Annotated in this window: 13 protein-coding genes and 1 pseudogene; 11 read left to right on the forward strand and 3 right to left on the reverse strand. The window is 69.0% G+C overall.

Annotated elements, in window-relative coordinates; all coding sequences use genetic code 11:
• Nucleotides 1-68 precede the first annotated feature (68 nt).
• From IH68_RS51055 to IH68_RS0147070, 5 genes are all read left to right on the forward strand, one after another.
• On the forward strand, nucleotides 69-1,064 hold the full coding sequence (locus IH68_RS51055) for a hypothetical protein (protein WP_051834101.1): 996 nt from the start codon (nucleotides 69-71) through the stop codon (nucleotides 1,062-1,064).
• Between the two features lie 34 nt (nucleotides 1,065-1,098).
• Nucleotides 1,099-1,800 carry a hypothetical protein gene (locus tag IH68_RS51060; protein ID WP_037886473.1) on the forward strand — a complete coding sequence of 234 codons (702 nt, stop codon included), beginning with the start codon at nucleotides 1,099-1,101 and terminating at the stop codon, nucleotides 1,798-1,800.
• A gap of 125 nt (nucleotides 1,801-1,925) precedes the next feature.
• Nucleotides 1,926-2,756 (forward strand): hypothetical protein, encoded by an 831-nt coding sequence (locus tag IH68_RS54660; protein ID WP_078912937.1) that lies wholly within the window; start codon nucleotides 1,926-1,928, stop codon nucleotides 2,754-2,756.
• Nucleotides 2,753-3,160, forward strand: a complete 408-nt coding sequence (locus tag IH68_RS0147065; protein WP_037886474.1) for a hypothetical protein — start codon at nucleotides 2,753-2,755, stop codon at nucleotides 3,158-3,160. The genes IH68_RS54660 and IH68_RS0147065 overlap by 4 nt, the downstream gene beginning before the upstream one ends.
• Nucleotides 3,161-3,510: 350 nt before the next feature.
• Nucleotides 3,511-4,314 carry a S1 family serine peptidase gene (locus IH68_RS0147070; protein ID WP_030949524.1) on the forward strand — a complete coding sequence of 268 codons (804 nt, stop codon included), beginning with the start codon at nucleotides 3,511-3,513 and terminating at the stop codon, nucleotides 4,312-4,314.
• Nucleotides 4,315-4,507: 193 nt separating this feature from the next.
• Here IH68_RS0147070 and IH68_RS0147075 read toward each other — a convergent pair whose 3' ends face one another.
• Nucleotides 4,508-4,753 carry a hypothetical protein gene (locus tag IH68_RS0147075; RefSeq protein WP_030949527.1) on the reverse strand — a complete coding sequence of 82 codons (246 nt, stop codon included), beginning with the start codon at nucleotides 4,751-4,753 and terminating at the stop codon, nucleotides 4,508-4,510.
• A 371-nt stretch (nucleotides 4,754-5,124) separates the two neighbouring features.
• On the opposite strand from IH68_RS0147075, the pseudogene IH68_RS54665 reads away from it, so the two are divergent.
• Nucleotides 5,125-5,524 (forward strand): annotated as a pseudogene (locus tag IH68_RS54665) (IS5 family transposase); the annotation flags it as partial.
• Nucleotides 5,525-5,623: 99 nt separating this feature from the next.
• Here IH68_RS54665 and IH68_RS0147080 read toward each other — a convergent pair.
• Nucleotides 5,624-13,186, reverse strand: coding sequence for a type I polyketide synthase (locus IH68_RS0147080; protein ID WP_030949530.1), 7,563 nt, complete (start codon nucleotides 13,184-13,186; stop codon nucleotides 5,624-5,626).
• A gap of 255 nt (nucleotides 13,187-13,441) precedes the next feature.
• On the opposite strand from IH68_RS0147080, the gene IH68_RS0147085 reads away from it, so the two are divergent.
• The 5 genes from IH68_RS0147085 to IH68_RS0147105 all read left to right on the forward strand — a co-directional run bounded on the left by IH68_RS0147085 (nucleotide 13,442) and on the right by IH68_RS0147105 (nucleotide 17,498).
• Complete coding sequence (locus IH68_RS0147085; protein WP_234341830.1) at nucleotides 13,442-14,584, forward strand: SDR family oxidoreductase; 1,143 nt, start codon at nucleotides 13,442-13,444, stop codon at nucleotides 14,582-14,584.
• 200 nt (nucleotides 14,585-14,784) lie between these two features.
• A complete protein-coding gene (locus tag IH68_RS0147090; protein WP_234341831.1) occupies nucleotides 14,785-15,681 on the forward strand; it encodes a class I SAM-dependent methyltransferase in 897 nt (298 codons plus the stop codon).
• A 176-nt stretch (nucleotides 15,682-15,857) separates the two neighbouring features.
• The gene (locus IH68_RS59340; RefSeq protein ID WP_199932013.1) at nucleotides 15,858-16,490 is read left to right on the forward strand and encodes a DUF6230 family protein; all 633 of its coding nucleotides are present in this window, start codon (nucleotides 15,858-15,860) and stop codon (nucleotides 16,488-16,490) included.
• Nucleotides 16,487-16,840, forward strand: coding sequence for a DUF6114 domain-containing protein (locus tag IH68_RS0147100; protein ID WP_234341832.1), 354 nt, complete (start codon nucleotides 16,487-16,489; stop codon nucleotides 16,838-16,840). The genes IH68_RS59340 and IH68_RS0147100 overlap by 4 nt, the downstream gene beginning before the upstream one ends.
• A gap of 208 nt (nucleotides 16,841-17,048) precedes the next feature.
• Nucleotides 17,049-17,498, forward strand: a complete 450-nt coding sequence (locus IH68_RS0147105; protein WP_051834102.1) for a hypothetical protein — start codon at nucleotides 17,049-17,051, stop codon at nucleotides 17,496-17,498.
• A 740-nt stretch (nucleotides 17,499-18,238) separates the two neighbouring features.
• On the opposite strand, the gene IH68_RS0147110 is transcribed toward IH68_RS0147105, so the two are convergent.
• Nucleotides 18,239-19,108, reverse strand: a complete 870-nt coding sequence (locus IH68_RS0147110; RefSeq protein WP_234341833.1) for a phosphotransferase family protein — start codon at nucleotides 19,106-19,108, stop codon at nucleotides 18,239-18,241.
• Nucleotides 19,109-19,133: the final 25 nt, after the last annotated feature.

The following is a 19,133-nucleotide window of genomic DNA, read 5'->3' on the forward strand; positions in this document are numbered from 1 at the left end:
TCCTCGATTTCTGCGTCAGGCGCGGATCGGCTTGCGCGGCGGCCGCACACGTTCCGGTGACATCCACAGTGACATCGCGTCACATACCGCCCTCTCAGAGCGGACGCGTCGCGGACGAACTGGTACGGCGGATCGCGAAGCCCAAGAGCCGCGTCCAGTCCTACCCCGAGACGGAGTTCGACGACATCAAGACGGCTGCCCGTCGGATGTTCCGGACCGCCTTGTTGCGGATCGAGGAGAACGCTGCCCATCTGGAGCGATGGCGGGCCGGCGAGATCCCCGCCGGGAGCCGGGATTGGAAGATCGGTGAGGCACTGGACCTGCTGGCCCGCACCGGCGACCTCGCCTACTACACCGACAAGAACGACAACCTGACGCTGACGGGCCCGTTCCGCAAGGCCCTGGGCGGGTCGAAAGCGGCCGTGACCTGGCAACGGCTGTTCCTGTCACGGCTGGAGGCGGCCGCACTCGGAGTGCTTCTGCTGGCCGAATACGGCTGGAACCTCTCGGTCATCGACCGGGCCGAGGTTCCCCGGGCCACCCCGGATGCCGGCGAGGACGGGCATCCGACCTACCGGATTCCGCTGGAGAAGCTCCCTCGGGGCGCCGGGCGCCACTTTGAGACGCGGAACGTGACCGACGACGGGGCCGCCTCGAAGGGGCGGTTGATCACCCAAGCTCTTCAGGCCACGCGGTTCGCCCGCGCGATCGTCGAGGACCTCGCCCCGGGGACCGACCGGCTCATCGTCTGGCGCACGGGCACCGGGCCCCGCTCGCGCTGGACCCAGCATGACCGCCAACCGCCCGTCGGGCTGTTCCACTTCGGCGTCGATGACGCCACCGCCAAGGAATGGGCGGCCTCCCAGGGGCTTGGGGGGGTCCCCGTTCCAGCGGGGCCGGCGGACGGTGAACGCGCTCGACCGCCGGGAGCCGGGACAGAGCAGCCAGGAGACTCACGACCGGAACTACGTCCTGCCCGACGACCAGGTTCAGGAACGCTCGGTGGAGATCATCGCGGCCGGGGCCGAAGAAGCTGCCGACCGGGCCCGCAAGGCTATTCGTGACTCCTCAGCCCGCGGCCGCGAACGAGCCCGGACCGTGCTCAACGCCCTGACCCGGCTCTGGGCCTATGACGAGCTCAGTGCACGGCCCGCCGGGGTCGGACGGCCGCCCTGGGACGAGTTCGGGGCGGACGACTACCTGCCGGCCGCCACGTCCCAGGGCGGGGAGAACACCACCGAGATCCTGGCCGAGCAGACCATGGGACCGATGCTGGTCTGGGCGATCCGCATGATCGACGACTTCGCCGACGACATCCTGGCGGCCTGGCAGGAGAGACACCGGCTGGTCACCGTCGCCTGTTCCAACCCGGCCAACCAGGCCGGCAAGGAGGCCCTGGACACTCTCCTCCTCCCGCTGATCAACAGCGGAAACCCGCTGCCGACCACGTCCATCCGCGGACACATCAGCCTGGCCCGCTCCTACGTCGGCGGTCTGACCGGCGCCTCCAAGGGCCACATCCAGGCTTTTATCCAACGCCACGGGATCAGGGACCTGGCACCGCAGCGTCCCGGACCGTGTCCGATGGACTCGCCAGTCACCGGGAAGATCGCGGGCCGCCCTTGGCGGGAGGCGATGGACTTCAACGAGACCGTCGCCCTCATGCGGCACCTGGGCACCGCCTGCTTCATCGTCCTGTCCTATTTGACTGGAATGCGGCCGGGGAGGCTCTCGGCCTGCGAACCGGCTGCTGTCCTGACCCGGAGCCCGGCCCCGACAACCGCGTCGGACGGCACCTGATCCGCGGCAACGAATACAAGACCGCGATCGACGAGGACGGCAACCACCGCTCCGTCGGCACCGAACGAGAGGTCACCTGGGTCGCCATCACCCCCGTCGTCCACGCAATCCGTGTCCTTGAACGCATGGTCCCCGACGGGCACTTGCTCTTCGACCACAATGCCCACGATCTGCACCTTCGCCGCGAGGACACCGGCTCGCTCAAGCACGGGGCCATGCGGACCCGGATCGATGCGTTCGTCGAATGGGCCAACCAGGAGGCCGCCCGCCACCAGACCGGTGACGTCATCGCACCGGACCCGCACGGCCGCATCGGCATCAAGCGTTTCCGCAGGTCTCTGGCCTGGCACATCGCCCGCCGCCCCGGCGGGCTCGTCGCCCTGGCCATCCAATACGGCCACCTACGGACGGCCTTTGTCACCGAGGGGTACGCGGCCCGCAGCCGGGACGGCATCCATGAACTCATCGACATCGAGACCGTCCGCGCGGTCGCCGACACCGTCGCCGACCTCCACGACGACCTCGAAGCCGGCGGAGGAGTCTCCGGACCCGCCGCACGACGCGCGATCAACGCGGCGGCCCAGGCCCCACGGTTCGCCGGGACGATCATCACGGCCACCACCGCCCGGCGGCTGCCGGCCAACGAGGACGCCCTGCTCTATGACAACCCGCACGCTCTCCTTCTCTGCCACTACCGGCGCGAGCAGGCCCTCTGCCACCGCGACATCGAGCGCGAGACCCCCAACCTCGACCACTGCGTCGCCGGCTGCGGCAACATCGTCCGCACCGACCAGCACGCCGCCCAGCTCCGCGACCGAGCGAACACCTTGGACAGGCGGGCCGAGTTCGTTCCCCAGCCACTCAGCGATCGGTTCCGCAAGAACGCCGCCCGGCTGCGGGACCTCGCCGACCAGCACGACCAGACCCGAATCACCCTTGAGAAGGACACCGCGTGAGCCCCGCCCTTGACGAACGCGACCGCATCCGGGCCGCGATGGACCGCATCCTGTCCGGAAAGCCGGAGAACTCCAATGGCGCTCTGACCATCGTCGCCCTGGCCCAGGAGGCTGGCGTCCCGAGAAACGCCCTCACCCAGCGGCACCTGGACCTGAAGAAGGAGTTCTACGACCACGTCGCCGAGCGCGGGGCCGTGAACGACACCGAGGTCCGACTGCGGGCCAAGATCACCAAGCTCAAGAAGACAATCGACAACAAGAACAAGGAACTGGAACAGCTCCGCGCGGACGTCCCCGCGCTCGTCCGCGCCGTCAACCAGCTGACGCTGGAGAACCAGCAGTTTCGCCAGGCACTCGAAGGGGCCCGGGCAAACGTCGTCCCGCTCGTCCGGCCGAGGCCCTGACCAGGGCTGCGGCCCTCAGTGCGTTGTAGCAAAGGGACCTCCTGTTCGATGAGCAGGGGCTGCTTCGCGCGCGGAGCGTGATCGTGGAGTGGTGGGGGAAGGCAGCGGACGGCTTGTTGTCGGTCGGGAGGGTGCGACGCCGTCGGTGCTTGGGTTGATGGAACGGCACGAGGCGAGGACGTCAGAAACGACTCTGAAGACGCGGCCTCCGGGACGGGCCTGACCAGACGCGTACGGTCTTCTGGCCGAGCCCGAGGGACCGCAGGACGTTCAAGATCTACGATAGCCTCACGTGGCTGTGTCACCCGCGGCGCACCCGTCAACGGCCGCTGCCCATACAGGAGTTCTCATTGCTGCGTAAGCTCGTCGCCTCCGCCGCGGCAGCCCTTGGGCTGGCCGTCGCGAGCACCTCACCCGCCGCCGCCATCGTCGGCGGAACCCCCGCCACCACCAGCGTGAGATCCTCCGTGGTCAGCATCCAGGCGCAGGGTCTTTTCGGATGGTCCCACGTCTGCGGCGGCGTCCTCATTGACGCGAACACGGTGATCACGGCCGCCCACTGTGTCAACGGCTGGAGCGCCAGTCAGCTGAAGGTGGGCTTCGGCGGTCTGGACCGCAACCGGCTCCCCCACAGCAGGCTCATCATCAGTGTGCATGGGCACCCGCGGTGGAATGCCGAAACCTTCGCCGACGATGTCGCCGTCCTCAAGATGGCGCAACCCGTGAGTGAGAGCGCCACGGTCCACTTCGCCCGCCTGGCAACCCACGATCCCGAGCCGGGAGCACAAGCCAGGGTCACCGGATGGGGGAAGACCCAGGAAGGCAGCCCCACTCTGCCCACAGCTCTCCATACGGTCCAGCTCCCCATCACCACCCGCGCCACCTGCCAAGCGGACTACTCCGGACCGAACCTCAACATCGGCGGCGACGAGAACAACCCCTTGGAGGGCCTGACCCCGGTCGTGGGCGACGGCAACCTGTGCGCCGGCTACCCCCAGGGCGGCAAGGGCACCTGCAACGGTGATTCCGGCGACCCCCTCGTCGTCAACGGCACCGTCGTCGGCATCCTCTCCTGGAGTCGCGGCTGCGCCCAGGCCAACTCACCCGCGGTCTTCAGCAGCGTCGCCCACTACCGCCACTTCCTCACCGCCTAGACCACGAAGACCCACACCACCTCTGCCGCGGACCGCGCTGCACACCCGGCCCTTTCGACAGAGGTGGCCTGCGGTTACCCCTGGCCGACGGCCTCCGCACGCCGGCAATCCGGTGGCCGCGATGGTCCTGGCGCTGGCCGCCCGGTCGGTTGCCGCCATGCGGCGCGAGGTTGGGGGGATTACGCCGCCGACCTCACCGAGTGAATGCGTTCTCGAACTGGCCGCAGATGGTGCCGAGGGTGTCGGAGAGGCCGAGCACGTTGAGCGGGGTGTTGTCTTCGGCCCCCATCTGCGGACTGCACTCCTGGTAGGGGCGGTAGTGGTCGGTCACCGGCGGCGCGCCGTCGGTGGCGTAGGCGGTGCCTGCGCCGGCGCCGATGGCGGCCAGGGCGCCAGCCACCGTCACTGCTGCGATCATGGCCTGCTGAAACTTACGCATGGATCCCTCGGTCCTCCATTGCCGGTACATCGAGACTGATTTGCCTACCGTTATCGGTTGAACACCAACAGCAACGATGCACTGTCCCGGACGTCGCGCCCTACGGAGCACACGCGACAGCTGCCGACAAGCGCATCATGGGCCCGTGACCAGGGAAAGGGCCCGTCCAGAACCTTCGGCGTGACTCATACGAGGACCATCCGACCGGGTGATCAGTCGACAGGTCTCAAGCCTCAGATCGTCGGCGCCAAGCCCTTGTGTGTGTGGGGGGGGGAGGGGGGCCACTACTGCGACAGGATCTCCGGACCAGCTCACCAGGGCCTGTCTGATGGGTCGGTGACGAACCGAGACGAGAACTCGTTCCCAGGCACGTGGGACGGGGAGATCTCAGTGACGCGGAGTGGGCCGGGCTGAAGCCGTACTTGCCAGGAAACGTTGGGTGGGGCGGGCGTTGGAAGTGTCACCGCAAGGGTGATCAACGGGATTCTGTTCCGGTTGCGGACCGGTATCCCGTGGCGCGATCTGCCATCCCGGTTCGGTAAGTGGCAGACGATATACGACCGGCATCGCCGCTGGTCGGCGGACGGCACATGGGAAATGCTCCTGCGAGCCGTGCAAGTCGATGCCGATGCGCAGCGGCGAATCGACTGGTCAATGGCGAGCGTGGACTCGACGATCTGCAGGGCCCACCAACACGCTGCGGGTGCCCGTCACCGGGCCCCGACGGTACCGGGCAGACGAGCCCGGCCGGCCGACCACCGGGACGATGAAGGTTTTGAGTGGGGGAACGTCTGGCGCAGCGTGCCAATGTCTCCCCGGCGCAGTGCTCCGGAGAGCGCGGCGCGGAGGAGACATTGGTCGCTGCTTGGATCAGTTGGTGGACGCGGTGGCCCTTTCACTGTCGGGGCTGTCCGCCTGGTGCGGAATGGCGGGTTGGGGATCAGAGTGTTGGGCGGTGTGGAGTCCGAGACGCAGATACACCGTCTGGGCGACGTCTGCGAGGGTGCCGGTGCTGCTGCGCAGCAGTTCCATGGGAGGGATGTCGACGCTGAAGCGCTCGTTGAGAGTGACCAGGAGTTCGGTGGCCATCAGGGAGTCCAGCCCGTAGCTGTCCAGACGGCGGTGGGGGTCGAACTGGCCGCTGTCCATCTGCAGAATGTCCGCCAGGACAGTGGCGAGACTGTCGGTCAGGTAGGCGACGGCTTCGTCGGCTGGCATCTGAGACAGCGTGCGCATCAGTTCCTCTCTGTCGAAGCCGCCGTCGGTGTTCTTCGGCACCAGCGCGCTCAGCCGTGGTGTGCTCATGGAGGAACCCAGCACCTTCGCGGCTCGGGCCCAGTTGAAGCGCGCGACGCCGGCGACCTCGGTGTCGGTGCCCAGTAGCGATGCGGCCGAAGCGAACGCCTCCTGTGAGGTGAGCGGTTCCAGGCCGATGGCGGCCAGGGTCTGCTGCATGGCGCTGCGGGCCACGTATCCGGTGTCCCCAATGGCTCCCCAGGCGATGGCCATGCCCGCCAGTCCCTCCTGGCGGCGGCGGCGAACGAGGGCCTCAAGGTAGGTGTTGCCGGCCGCGTAAGCCGTTTGCATGAGATTGCCCATGGTCGCGGCTTCTGACGAGTACATCAGGAACAGGTCGCAGTCACGGTCCCGTAGGAGCAGGTCCAGGACGGCCGCGCCGGTGATCTTGGGGGCCAGGACCGCGGTGATCCGGTCTCTGTCCAGTTCGTTGAGCAGGGTGTCGTCCAGGTGCATGGCACAGTGCACAGCTCCACGCAGCGGGTACCCGGTGGCGTCGATGCGGGCGGTGATGTCCCGCATCGCTTCAAGATGGGTGACGTCCGCCGCATAGGCCGTGGCCGTCACTCCGCGGGCAGTGAGTGCGGCCAGGACATCGTCGGCCTCGGGCGCCTCGGTGCCGCGGCGGCTGACCAGGGCCACGTGGCGGGCGCCGAGGTCGGCGAGCCACTGAGCGGTGGCCCCACCGAATCCGCCGGTACCACCGGTGACCAAGTAGGTGGCCGTCCGCTCCAGTTGGAAGGGCGGCCGGATCGGTTCCACCAAGGGCGGCTCGTCCAGCGGATCGAAGGCAACGACGACCTTGCCGATGTGGCGTGAGTGCTGCATGAGCCGGAACGCCTCATCCACGCGCGCGGCGGGGTACACGGTGTGCAGCAGGGGGCGGAACCGGTTGTGCTTGATCTCTTCGCTGACACCTGCCAGGCCCGCCTGGGCTTGTTGTTCGTCCTCCAGCACCTTGGTGAGGTCGACGCCGAAGAAGGCGATGTTGTTGGCGAACGGGCGCAGCAGCAGCGGCTTGTTCTCGTAGATGTCCCGTTTGCCGAGTTCGATGAACCTGCCGCCCGGCCGCAGCAGTTCCAGGCTGCGGCTGATGGCCTCGCCGGCGAGCGAGTTGAGGACGACGTCGACGCCGCGTCCTTCGGTGATCTCCTGCACCTGGACGGCGAAGTCCAGGGTTCGTGAGTCCAGCACGTGCCGCACTCCCAGGCTGCGCAACAGATCGCGCTTGAGGCCGCTGCCGGCCGTGGCGATGACGTGGGCCCCCTGTGCGTGCGCGTACTGGATCGCCGCGAGGCCGACGCCGCCCGCGGCGCCGTGCACGAGGATGGTCTCACCGGGCTGCAGGCGGGCAAGCTGTCCGAGGCTGTAGTGCACGGTGATGAAGGCGACCGGCATGGTGGCCGCTGCGGCGAAGCTCATGTCGTCGGGCAGCGGCCAGATCGCGCGGGAGTTGGTCACCGTATGGGAAGCGAGAGAGGCAGGCGCCATCCCCGCCACGCGGTCACCGGGCGATACATGGGTCACGCCCTCGCCGCAGGCGACCACGACGCCGGCGCACTCCAGTCCGCAGCCCTTTGCCGACAGTGTGCCCTCGACGGCCTCTTCCGGCAGCAGGCCGACACTTTGCATCAGGTCGCGATAATTCAGCGCGGCCGCGCGCACTTCGAGCAGAACCTCGCCGGGGCCTGGCTGCGGCATCTCCTGCTGCTGCCAGGCAAGCCGGTAGGAGAGGCCGGGGTTGTGCACCCGGAGGGTGTACGGGACGGTGCCGTCGGCGGGCCGGGCCGCGGGCCGGTGGCGTTCGCGGGGGACGAAACGGTCCGCGGCGGTCAGCAGGACCTCGTCCTCAGCAGTGGGGTCAAGCAGTTCCTCGGCGAGCCGGCCGGCGTCACTCGCGGTGTCCGTGGTGCGTTCCAGGCCGATGCGGCGGCTGAGCAGTTCGGGGACTTCGTTGACCAGGCTGCGGGTCATGCCCCAGAGGGCGGCGTCCAGTTCCTGGGGGGTGCCGGGGGCGGGCATGGTGCCGCAGGGGCGGCTCACCAGCCACAGTTCCGGCGGTGCGCCCTGTGGTGCTGTGCCGACCGTGGTCATCAAGGCCCGCACGGCTTCGGCCCGCTGACTGGCCAAAGCGGTCAGTTGTTCCGGTGCTTGATCCGTTACCTCGCCGAGAATCAGGACGACCGCGCGGCGTTCGGTGCCAGGGGCGGTGTGAGCCTGGGAGAGAACGTCCCTCCAGGCGTCATCGTGGTCGCTCATCTCCACGACGCAGGCGGTGCCACCGGCTTGGGTGAGCTCAGTGCTGACAGCCTCGGCCAGTTCCCGCTCGGCGGCAGACTCGATCGCCAGCACAACGGCACTGCCGTTGGCCTGGCGTCGCGCGGGGACCGGCTGCTCGGCTGGTGGCCGGGACGGGGTCGCGGCGAGCAGGACGCAGAATCCGTCGCGCACGGGGCCGGTGTCGTACCCGGTCTGGAGAACGTCAACGTAGCCGCAGCGGCGCAGCAGGTCCGGCCACTCGTCACGGGGCAACAGGAGAGAGCGGGGACGCAGTTCGGTGTCGGTGTTGCCGTAGAAGCTGTCCAGGAAGCCGAAGTAGGGCAGCAGGATCTGCGGGTCGTGCACTTCGGTGGCCAGCAGCTGTCCGCCGGGCGCCAGCAGGGTTGCCACGTTGCCCAGGGCGTCCGCCAGGTCGGGGGCGGTGTGCAGGGAGAGTCCGGCGACGACGACGTCGAAGCTGTGCGGGGTGAAGCCTTGGCCCACCGGGTCCTGGGAGAGGTCGAAAGTGCGGTAGTCGACGAAATCGTAGGAGGCCAGTCGGCTTTGCGCACGAGAGAAGAAGAAGGCGGAGATGTCGCTGAAGCAGTAGCGGGTGCGCTCGGGTGGCAGCAGCGGCAGCAGGGCCGCCGCCGTGGCCCCTGTTCCGGCTCCCACCTCAAGGACCCGCAGCGAACGTCCTTGGGGCCACTGAGCGACGATCTCCCGGGTGAGGGCCTGTACGACACGGTTGTGGAACCGCGTGACAGGCAGGAGATCGTAGAAGTGCTCCAACGCCTGTGCGGTGTGGTCGTCCACCAGCAATTCGAGAGGGTCTGCCTCACCGCGCAGGAGTGCATCGAACCTGGCGATGTGACGGACGGCGATGCTGAGAGCGGCGTTCTGGTCGGGCGAGCTGGCGGCAGCGTGACGAATCAGGTGGTCCGTGGAGCGGTCGGCTGCTGTCAGCCGCCACCGTCCGGGGCCTTCTGCTCCGATCAGGCCCATTTCTTCCATGTCGGGCAGGATGAGTGCCAGCATCCGCGTGTGCTTTTCCAGCATCCCGCCCGCCACCAGATCATCCGCGGTGAAGGGGACGTCCGGATCGGCCAGCATGGCGGCGAACCCTGAGGCTGCCCGGCGGGCGGTCACCTCACGCAGCACAGCCATCGCAGGGCCGCAGTGGTCCGGCAGTTGTTCCCGCAGTCGAGCGATCCGGTGTGCGGCTGCTTGGCCGATGCGCTGCGGGGAGGGCAGCGGGGAAGGGGCGGCCGGGCTGTCGCGGCGCGGTGCGGCCTTCAGCTCTGTGTGGTGGACGGTGAGCGGTGTGCGGCCTGCTGCCGTGACGCGGCGTAGCCGGCAGCCGTCCATCTGGGCGGTGACGTGTCCGTTGTCGTCGCTGAGGGTGATGTCCCAGCACACTTCGTGATCGCTTCGGCTGCGTTCGCGTACACGGATGGCGCCGGTCGGGGTGGGTTCGTCCCAGACCCGGATGGCGCCGATCGCTGCGGGCAGGAAGGCGGCTTGCTCGGCTGCGAGGTCGTGCAGCAGCGGGGCACCGGCCTGGAGTGCGCCGTCGAGGAGGGCGGGGTGAATCGTGTACGGCTGTCCTGGCGTGTCGTGGCGGTAGTGGGCGAGGACCTCGCCGTCGCCGACGTTCAGGCCGGTCAGCACCTGGAACGTCGGCCCGTAGGTGAGGCCGGCGGTGGCGCAGGCGGTGTAGTGCTCTTCGCCGGTGAGGTGACGCGGGCAGTGGGCTGCCAGCGTGTTCAGATCCAGTGCTGCCGGCCGGGGATGCAGCAGAGTGCGGACCCGTGCCTGGACGTGGGTGCGCGGTTCCGGGGAGCTGGTGGTGGTGCTGGTGATGGTCAGCGTGCCGCTGTCGGGCTGCAGGGCTGTCTGGACGCTGACGGTGGGGGCTTCGGACCAGGGCACGACGAGGGCCGTCTGGATGTCCAGGTGCTCGACCTCGGCGGGCTTGCCGAGCGCCAGGCGGCCGGCGGCGAGTGCCATCTCCACGTAACCGGTGGCCGGCATGACGACGGAGCCGGCGACGCGGTGGTCGGTGAGCCAGGGAACCAGGCCCGGCTCGACGGTGCCTTCCCACACCGGGTGTGGTGCACTGATACGCGAGCCCAGCAGCGGGTGTACGAGGGCACCCTGCACGTACCAGACGTCCGGGTCGCCGTTCCAGTGCCGTTCGCGCTGCCACGGGTAGGCGGGCAGCGTGGTGACGCGTCCAGGCTTGGGGAAGTACCGGTCCCAGTCGGTGTCGGCCCCTGCCGCGATCAGCGCGGCCGGCACGGCGGTCAGTGTCCGGCGGCCGTCCGTGTCCCTGCGCAGGGTGGCAATGGTGGTCGCTTTCCCGCCCGGCTGTGCGGTGGCGGTGCGCCGTAGGTACGTCCGCAGCACGGGGTGGGGGCCGATTTCGACGAAGATGTCGCCGCCGTCGTCGGCGGCCCGTTCGACCGCGGCAGCGAACTGGACCGGCCGGCGCACGTTGTGCCACCAGTACTCGGCGTTCAGAGCGCTGCCCTGGAGCCGTCCGCCGGTCACGGTGGAGTACAGCGCGATGTCGCCGTCGCGGGGTTCCAGGCCGTTCAAAGCCGCGGCGAGCGGTTCGCGCTGGCCGTCCATGGCGCGGCTGTGGAAGGCGTAGTCGAGTTCCAGGTCCCGGAAGAAGACACCACGCTCGGCGAGACGGGCACCGAGCGCTGCCAGGGCGTCGGCGTCGCCGGCGACGGTGACGTCCTTGGGACTGTTGACGGCGGCGAGCTCCAGCGTCTCGCCGCAGGCCGCGATTTCGTTCGCCGCCTGGTCGGGAGAGAGGCCGACGGCGGCCATGCGGCCCAGGCCCGCAGTCTCTGCCTGCACCCGGCTGCGTTCGGTGATCACCTGCGCGGCCTGGGCGAGGGTCAGGGCTCCGGCCGTGTGGGCGGCGGCCACCTCGCCCACGCTGTGGCCCAGAACCATCGCCGGCGTGATGCCCCGCTCACGCAGCATGGCCACGATGCCCAGCTGTACGGCGAACAGCAGCGGCTGCGCGACCTCGGTGGCATCGAGCCGCCAGTCGTCGGCGGGCCGGCCGAGCTCTTCGACGACCGACCATCCCAGTCGGCAGGCGAGTTCGGTGTCCGCCTCCTCCACGGCCGTGCGGAAGACCGGGTCCTGGAGCAGGTCGGCGCCCATCCCGGCCCACTGTGAGCCGTTGCCGGAGAAGACGAATGTGACGTGGCCGCAGCGCGCTGCCTCGGCCACGGCCGCGGACACCCGCGAAGCCGCTGCGCTGTCCGCGTCGGCCTCGGGGGTGTCCTCGCCCGCATTTTCGGCGAGCGCGGCAAAGCCCTGTGCGGCCTCCTTCGGCGAGTGGGCCAGGACGGCGGCCCGGTGCTCGTGCAGGCCGCGGCGCCGGCAGGAGGTGTAGGCCAGGTCGTAGAACTCCTCCTCACTTGCGTGGGCCAGCCGTTGGGCCATGGCGGCCGCGGCAGCCGACACGGCCTGCGGAGTACGGCCGCTGGCCATCAGGGGCAGTCCCTCGGGCGGCGGCGCGGGCGCGGCACAAGCGGTGCTCGGCGGTGCGGCGGTGAGGGCGACGTGGGCGTTGGAGCCGCCGAATCCGAAGGAGTTGACGCCCACGACAGGCCGGGCGACCGCGGGCAGCTGCTGTGGCTGGGTGGTAAGGCTCAGGCCGAGCCCGGTGAAGTCGATGTCCGGGTGCGGGGTTTCAGCGTGCAACGAGGCAGGGGCGATGCCGTGCCGCAGCACCAGCAGCGCCTTGCACAGACCCGCCATGCCCGAAGCCGGCTCCAGGTGGCCGACGTTGGTCTTGACCGAGCCGATGGGCAGCGCGCCGGTGATCCGGCGGACCCCGAGTGCATGGCCGATGGCCTGGGCCTCCAGCGGATCGCCGACCGGTGTGCCGGTGCCGTGGGCCTCGAAGTAGACCACTTCGTCCGGATCGATGCCGGCGTCGGCGTAGACGCTGCGCAGCAACTCCTCTTGCGCCTCGGCGCTGGGCAGGGCGAGACCCATCGTGTGCCCGTCGCTGTTGCTGCCGCTGCCAAGGATCACGCCGAGCACCCGGTCCCCGTCCGCGAGGGCGTCCGGCAGCCGCTTGAGGACGACCATGCCGCCGCCCTCGGCGCGGACGAACCCGTCGGCGTCCGCGGAGAACGCCGCGCAGTGTCCGCGCTTCGACAGCATCGACGCCTGGGAGAACCCCACATAGTGATAGGGGCTGAGCAGGATGTTGACGCCGCCGCACAGCGCCGCCCGGCTGGTGCCGTCCCACAGCGTGCGGCACGCACGGTCCAGGGCCACGAGTGAGGATGAACAGGCGGTGTCCACCGCCATGCTGGGACCGCGCAGGTCGAAGGCGTGCGACAGGCGGTTGGCCGCGATCGACGAGGCCGCGCCCGACATCGTGTACGGGTTGACCGTGTGCAGCGACAGCATCTGCATCGCCCCGTAGGAGGCGTCGGAGATGCCGACGTACACGGCTGTGTCGCTGCCGGCGAGCCGGGCGGGAGCAAGAGCCGCATCGTCCAGGGCCTCGGCGGCCAGCTCAAGCAGCATCCGGTGCTGCGGATCCATCTGTCCGGCTTCCTTCGGGGAGATGCCGAAGTAGTCGGCGTCGAAGCCCGCCACGTCGTCGAGGAAACCGCCCGCCGCGGTGTAACTCCGGCCCGTACGGGCCATGTCGGTCGTTACGAACCGGCGGGCGTCGAACCGGTCCGCCGGCGCCTCGCCGATCGCGTTGTGCCCTTCCAGCAGGGCGCCCCACAGCGCGTCGAGGCCTTGGATGCCACCGGGGAGGCGACATGAGGCACCGATGATGGCGATGCCCCGGTTCAGGGCGTCGGGTGTCGAGTGCTGCGTCATGCGCGGCCTTTCACTGTGCGGACAAGACAGCAACGGACCGTAACCATCCGTGAGTTGGGTGCGTCACGTCATCACAGCCGTTCGCCGTATTCCCGGCACCGAAAGCAGCCGGACGAGTGGTCAACGCCCGTCCTGCCACTGACCGCTCGTACGAGTGATCATGTGGAAATTGCACCGCCTCACCCCCCGCGACCAGCGGCGACCGCGTACCGTGTCACCCCGCCCCCACCCCTTCCTCAGGAGACCCCTTTGCCCGTGCTGCTCACTGGCGCGACCGGATTCCTCGGCTGCCGCCTTCTGCGCGAACTGCTCGCCCACGGCGAGGAGGACATCACCGTCCTGGGCCGCGGCACTCCGGAGAAGCTGCGTGACCGCGTCGAAGCCGCCGTGCAGTGGCTGGACACTCCGCGTCTCCCGCACGACGCACTCGCCGCCGTCCGCTATGCCAGCGGCGACCTGACCCGGCCGGGCCTCGGCCTCAGCCCGCTGGAGCGAGCCCGGATCACGGACGGGCTGACCGCGCTGTGGCACTGCGCGGCCCTGCTTGAGATGGCGAGCGACCCGGCACCGCTGCACCACGCGAACGTCATCGGCACCCGCCGCGTTCTGGAGCTCGCCGACGAGGCACCTGACGCCCGTCTGCTGCACGTGAGCACCGCTTACGTCGCGGGGCGGCGCGCCACGGGAATCATCAGGGAAGACGACCTTCTGGACACGGATGGCTTCCAGGTCCCGTACGAGGAATCGAAGTACACGGCCGAGCGGCTGGTCCACGCCTGGGCGGGCCGTAACGAACGCGACGTGACGGTGTTCCGCCCCAGCCTCCTCGTCACCGACCGGCCCGTCCCCGAAGACCTGCCCGCCCAGCCGGCCGACTTTCTTCTCCGCCCTCTGGAACGTCACCTGCGCAGCCGGGCAGAGCGGACCTCGCAGGTACGGGCGCTGCTGCACCGGCCACGCGGCGAAGCCGGTCACCGGGCCTCGGATCTGCACTTCCGCGTCGAGGGCGATCCGCAGGGCAGCCTCAACATGCTGCAGGCCGACTACGCGGCACACGCCATGGTGCGGGCCGCATCCCGCGCACGGCCGACGACGGGCGTGCGGACCCTGCACGTCACCCACCCCCACAACGTGTCGTTCGCCACTGCCGCCGCAGCCCTGCAGACCCGCTTCCCGGGACTGACCGTGTCCATGGCCGAACGGCTGTCCCGTCCGACGCCGCTGGAGCGCCTCGTCGCCCAGCACGGCGCTCCCCTGCTGACCTACAGCACCCACCGCCGCACCTACGACCGGACCAACCTCATCGCCGCGCTCGACGGCCTCCCCGACCCCGCCCCCGTCGACCACGCCTACCTGGCCCGGGCCTTCTCCCGCGGTGAAGCCCTGGTGGCTGGGTGAGCCGTCGCCCGGGTGAGTCATGGCGACTCACCCGGGCCGCAGCGAACTGCACGAACCCCGCATGACCTCGCCACGCGGCACCGGGCCCGATACCCCGTACAAGCACCGCCGCACGAGATACACGGCAGGCCCGGGTCGACTGCAGACACGTGCCGTCAGCGCCATGTCGTCGCCCTTGGCCCGCAAGAGAGGCACACCCAGTGGTACAAAACCTCGCCGATGCCTACAACGACACCAGCATCCTGTTCCGTTTCCTCCGCCATCTTGGCTGGGGCGACCTGGTCAACATCGGCTACTTCACCCTGCCCACGCTGCCCGCGGCCTTGGGCGGGCTGGCCTCCTTCCAACGGACTCTCGCGCGCAAGTCGCTGGCGCTGCTGGACACATCGCCCGGGCATGTCGTTCTGGACGCCGCCTGCGGACGTGGCCACACCACAGCGTCCCTGGCCGACAACTCCTGCCAGGCACTCGGCGTCGACCTCCAACCCGAGCAGATCGAACTGGCCCGCCAACGCTTCGGCCACCGGCCCGGTGTCTCCTTCGCCGTCGCCGACGTGACCCGCCTCCCCGAAGAGGCCTCCGGCATGGACCTCGCCCCGGGCAGCATCGACCGCGTCCACTGCCTGGAAGCCGCCTTCCACTTCGGACCGGCCGGCCGCCGTGCCTTCCTCGCCGAAAGCTACCGGGTGCTACGCCCCGGTGGCCGCCTTGTACTGGTGGACCTCACCTGGCCCGACACGGCAGCGCAGACGCTCGCCAAGTTGGACCCTCACAGGCTGGTGCGCGACACCTGGCAGTTCGAAGACTTCGGCACTCCGAAGACCTACGTCGCTCATGCCGCCTCCGCCGGATTCGACGTCCGTGCACTGCTGGACTGGACCCGTCCGGTCGTTCACCGATCCACTCAACTCCTCGGCCTGGCCAGCCACCTTGCATCCTCCCGTGGCGGGCGCAACATGCTGCGTCTGCGGTGGCCCGGCCTGGCCGAACTCGCCGACCAAGACTGGCAGAACCTCACTGCTGTCCTCCGAGCCCATCAGACTCTGGGGCGAACAGCCGGCTATCACGCCCTGGTCTGCGACAAACCGGACCATTAAGTACACCCGCACCGCACTGCGCCCCGACTCGACTGTGACAGGGCTTAAGCGCTCCGGCTCGGCACCAGCTCCTGCAGCCACCCTTGAATCGCTCTGCAACCGCGTCCTGAAAGAGCTGAAGTCCTAGTGACAACACGGCACATGGCCGCCCTGGTACCAGGAAGGGACACAGATCTGTGAAGCGGTTCGGACGGCGGAGGTACCGCGCGGCGCCCAGCAGGCAGCGTCAGAGCCGGACGGACTGGCCGCGCTTCACCCTCGCGTTCCTCACGGCCACCGCGCTGGCGTCCGGGATGATCGCCACCACCACGGCCACCGCGATTCCCGTCTCCATCGCCGTCGCCAGCAACCCGTTCACCGTCACCGCCCGGAAGCTCACCGCCACCGGCGCCACCCAGTTCGCCTCCTTCCGCCAGGACATCGGCGGCCACGACCACCCGGTGGCCGTCGTCGGCATCCGTGATGCCGAGATCAGCGGCCTGTGCCAGTCCGCCGTGGCACACACCCCCCTGGGTTCCGCCACCGTCATCGTCCGCTCCGACGCAGAGCAGCCGGTACAGGCCCAGGACATGGTCCTCGACCTCGCCGAGGTCACTGGCGACATGACCTTCCAGTCAGTGGAAATGGGACGGGACGCATCCACCCTGAAAAGCTCCGGCGTCACCGGACCCGCAAGCACCTACGGACAGCAGGCGCGCACCCTGACCATCACCGGCATGCGACTGAAAGCCTGGTCACTGACAGCCGGACTGTTCTCGCTGTCCGACGCCACCCTGTCCATCAAACGGGGGGAACAGCCCTGCCCATGACCCGCCACCCACGCCCCGTCGCCGCCAGCCTCCTCCTAGGCTGCGCCGGCCTGGAACTCGCCGCATTCCCCCTCTTACGCCCTGCCCTGCTCGGCGTCCAGGGCCTCAGCGGTACGGCCGCCCTGCTACTGGCGGCCGCCCTCATCGGCTGCGCCTGGCAGCTGTGGACACGGCCGGCCACCGCCGCCCGGACGGGCGCTGCCGCCGTACTGCTCGGCCTGCTCTCCTATCCGCTGGCCAACCTCGGCGGATTCCTCATCGGCATGCTGCTCGCGCTGACCGGCGGGTCTCTGGCCCTTGCATGGCGGACCACGGAAGATGACACTCCGTCGGCGCCGAACCGTGGCTGAACCGCCGGCGTTGCGCCCAGTGGCCCTGCTTCTGATCGCCACATGCCTCCTTGGGCACCCCACCGGCCCGACGAGCGCCGCCCAGGGGATATCACCGACCGTCACCATGTCACCGTCAGGCCGTCCTGAGCTGCCCTCCTCCTGCACGGTCGAAGCCCTTCCCCGAGCAGCACCGCGAGGGTCGGCCGTCCTAAGTGCTGCCCGCACCATGCAGGAGTGTCTGGGCGCCACCGGCTCGCATCCCCGCGGCTCGGGCGGAACCCAGCTGCAGGCTCGCACCCTCACCGCCACCGGCCTCTCCTGCGCACTGCCCACGCTCGGCAAGGGCGTATGCCACGCTGAACGGGTAACGCTCGAACACGTACAGATCGGCAATCCCGGGCCCCCAGGGCAGGCCGGTACCTGCATCCGCGCGCGCCGCCTGACGCTTTCAGGTGACGTCCGCTTCCGCGCGGGGCTGATCAGCGGCCGCGTCTTCGGGCTGCTTCCGCTGTCCCTGTCCACGGCAACGGTGCCACCCGTTCCGGTTCCATTCCTGCAGCTGACGGGCGTTCACGCCTTGGGACTGTCGACACTGGCCAGCCATGCCACCACCCAGCAGACGAAGATCACGTCCAGCGAAGCAGAGGCCGGCTGCCCTGAAGCGCTACGGGTCTGATGGCAATGCCGCTTGGTTATCACTGGCCGTTTGCCAGTTATCCCAAGGAGCAAGGGACGTTGCCGAGCGCTGGGCGACAGTCGAGGCCCACGGAACCGATCAGACCTTGGAGGTTGACAGGGATCAGGCCACTTAGCAGGTTGCTCGCAGGGGCTGAGGCACCCGAGGATCCGTCGCCGACGGCGGCTCCTGCGCTGGTCGCGCCCCCGAGGGCCGCTGTGGCGGCAAGGACGATGGCGGCGAGAAGGGTGCGTACGCGCATAGCGCACTCCATTGTGTTAAAGGGATCAGACGCATCAGGAGCTGTCCACCAGGAAGTCTGGGAAAACTGACCGGGGTTGAAGATCACTCGATGGGTATTGCACGCGCACCCCACGGGCGGCGGTCCTACGGGCCCGCGCCTGCTCCGGCGTCCGGGAGGGGAGCAGCCCGGCCCTGGTTGGAGCACGAGTATCGCCGTCGCAGGCTGTCGGCGTCGCGGTCGTTCGATTCATGAGTCTGCGCCAGTGCCTCCCGAAGTCGAAGTCGTGAACAAACGCTGCTCCTGCTCGTGAACAAAGCCATCGAGATCCTGCCCCGCCCGCGCCTCACGATGTTCCATCAACCCGGCACCGACGGCATCGCACCCTCCTCGAACCACAACAAGCCGTACGCTGCCTGCTCCTACCCCGTCGCGATCATGCCCCGCACACGAAGGAGCCCCTGCTCATCGAACAGGGACTCCCTTTGCCGCAACGCACTCAGCGCAGGCCGGCCAGGACCTCGGACATCTCCTCATAGGACTCCGCGAGTGCGTCCACGCGACCGGTCCGCTGCCGTTCCAGACGGATTGCTCCGAGATGCACGACTCGATAGATCAGCCTGCGCTGGACGGCGGCAGCATCCGTGCTGAGAGGGCCATACGTCGTCCAGAATTCGTCCCGCTCGGTACTCGTCCGCCGAGACGCCATGAAGATCGTCCAGTCAGCGTCCGGCAGACCCCAGGTCGCGCGATCAAAGTCGATGACGCCGGTGATCGTCAGTGGTCCGTCGCCATCCCGGACCAGGCAGTTGATCGTGAACAGGTCCCCGGTCAGGAGCCTCGGCTTGGCGGCCTCGTCCAGCAGCGGGCGGTTCTTCTCCGCGATCGCCACGGCCTCCCGCACATCTCGGGCATCCAGGCCGACGTCCTCCAGGTCGGCCGCGGTGTGCTGGAGGACCGCGATGACGGCGTCGCTCCAGCGGCTGAACCCGGGACCCGTGATCGGCCCGAAGTGCGGTCCGCGGACGTCATGGAGCTGTCGGGTGATGGCGCCGAGCTGGGCGAAGAACGGTCCCCACTCGGAACGCGGCCGGATCTTGAACCCCTCCGGGGCCGGGACGCCGGGAAGCAGACTCTGGATCATCCAGTCGCGGCTGATGATCTGGTGGGTGAAGTCGACTGCCAGGATCCGAGGCAGCAACGACGCGATCGGCGCGAGGAATGGCTGCACCGCGTGTTCATTCCGCATCAGCTCGCGCTCAATGCGACTTTGCCGGGACGGCTCCGGGGCCACCCGCAAGATCACGGGCTGTTCTCCGGCGAATTCGACTCGATAGGTGTTGTTATACATTCCGCCGCCGAGCTCCACGACGGACACAACCTGACGGCCGCTG

This window comes from Streptomyces sp. NRRL S-646, from assembly GCF_000720765.1.
In the GTDB taxonomy this organism is placed as follows: Bacteria; Actinomycetota; Actinomycetes; order Streptomycetales; family Streptomycetaceae; genus Streptomyces.

Coding starts and splice junctions, on each gene's coding strand:
- IH68_RS54660 (WP_078912937.1), top strand. CDS start 1,926: ATGGTCCCCGACGGGCACTTGCTCTTCGACCACAATGCCCACGATCTG.
- IH68_RS0147075 (WP_030949527.1), bottom strand. CDS start 4,753: ATGCGTAAGTTTCAGCAGGCCATGATCGCAGCAGTGACGGTGGCTGGC.
- IH68_RS0147080 (WP_030949530.1), bottom strand. CDS start 13,186: ATGACGCAGCACTCGACACCCGACGCCCTGAACCGGGGCATCGCCATC.
- IH68_RS0147100 (WP_234341832.1), top strand. CDS start 16,487: ATGACCCGCCACCCACGCCCCGTCGCCGCCAGCCTCCTCCTAGGCTGC.
- IH68_RS0147105 (WP_051834102.1), top strand. CDS start 17,049: ATGCAGGAGTGTCTGGGCGCCACCGGCTCGCATCCCCGCGGCTCGGGC.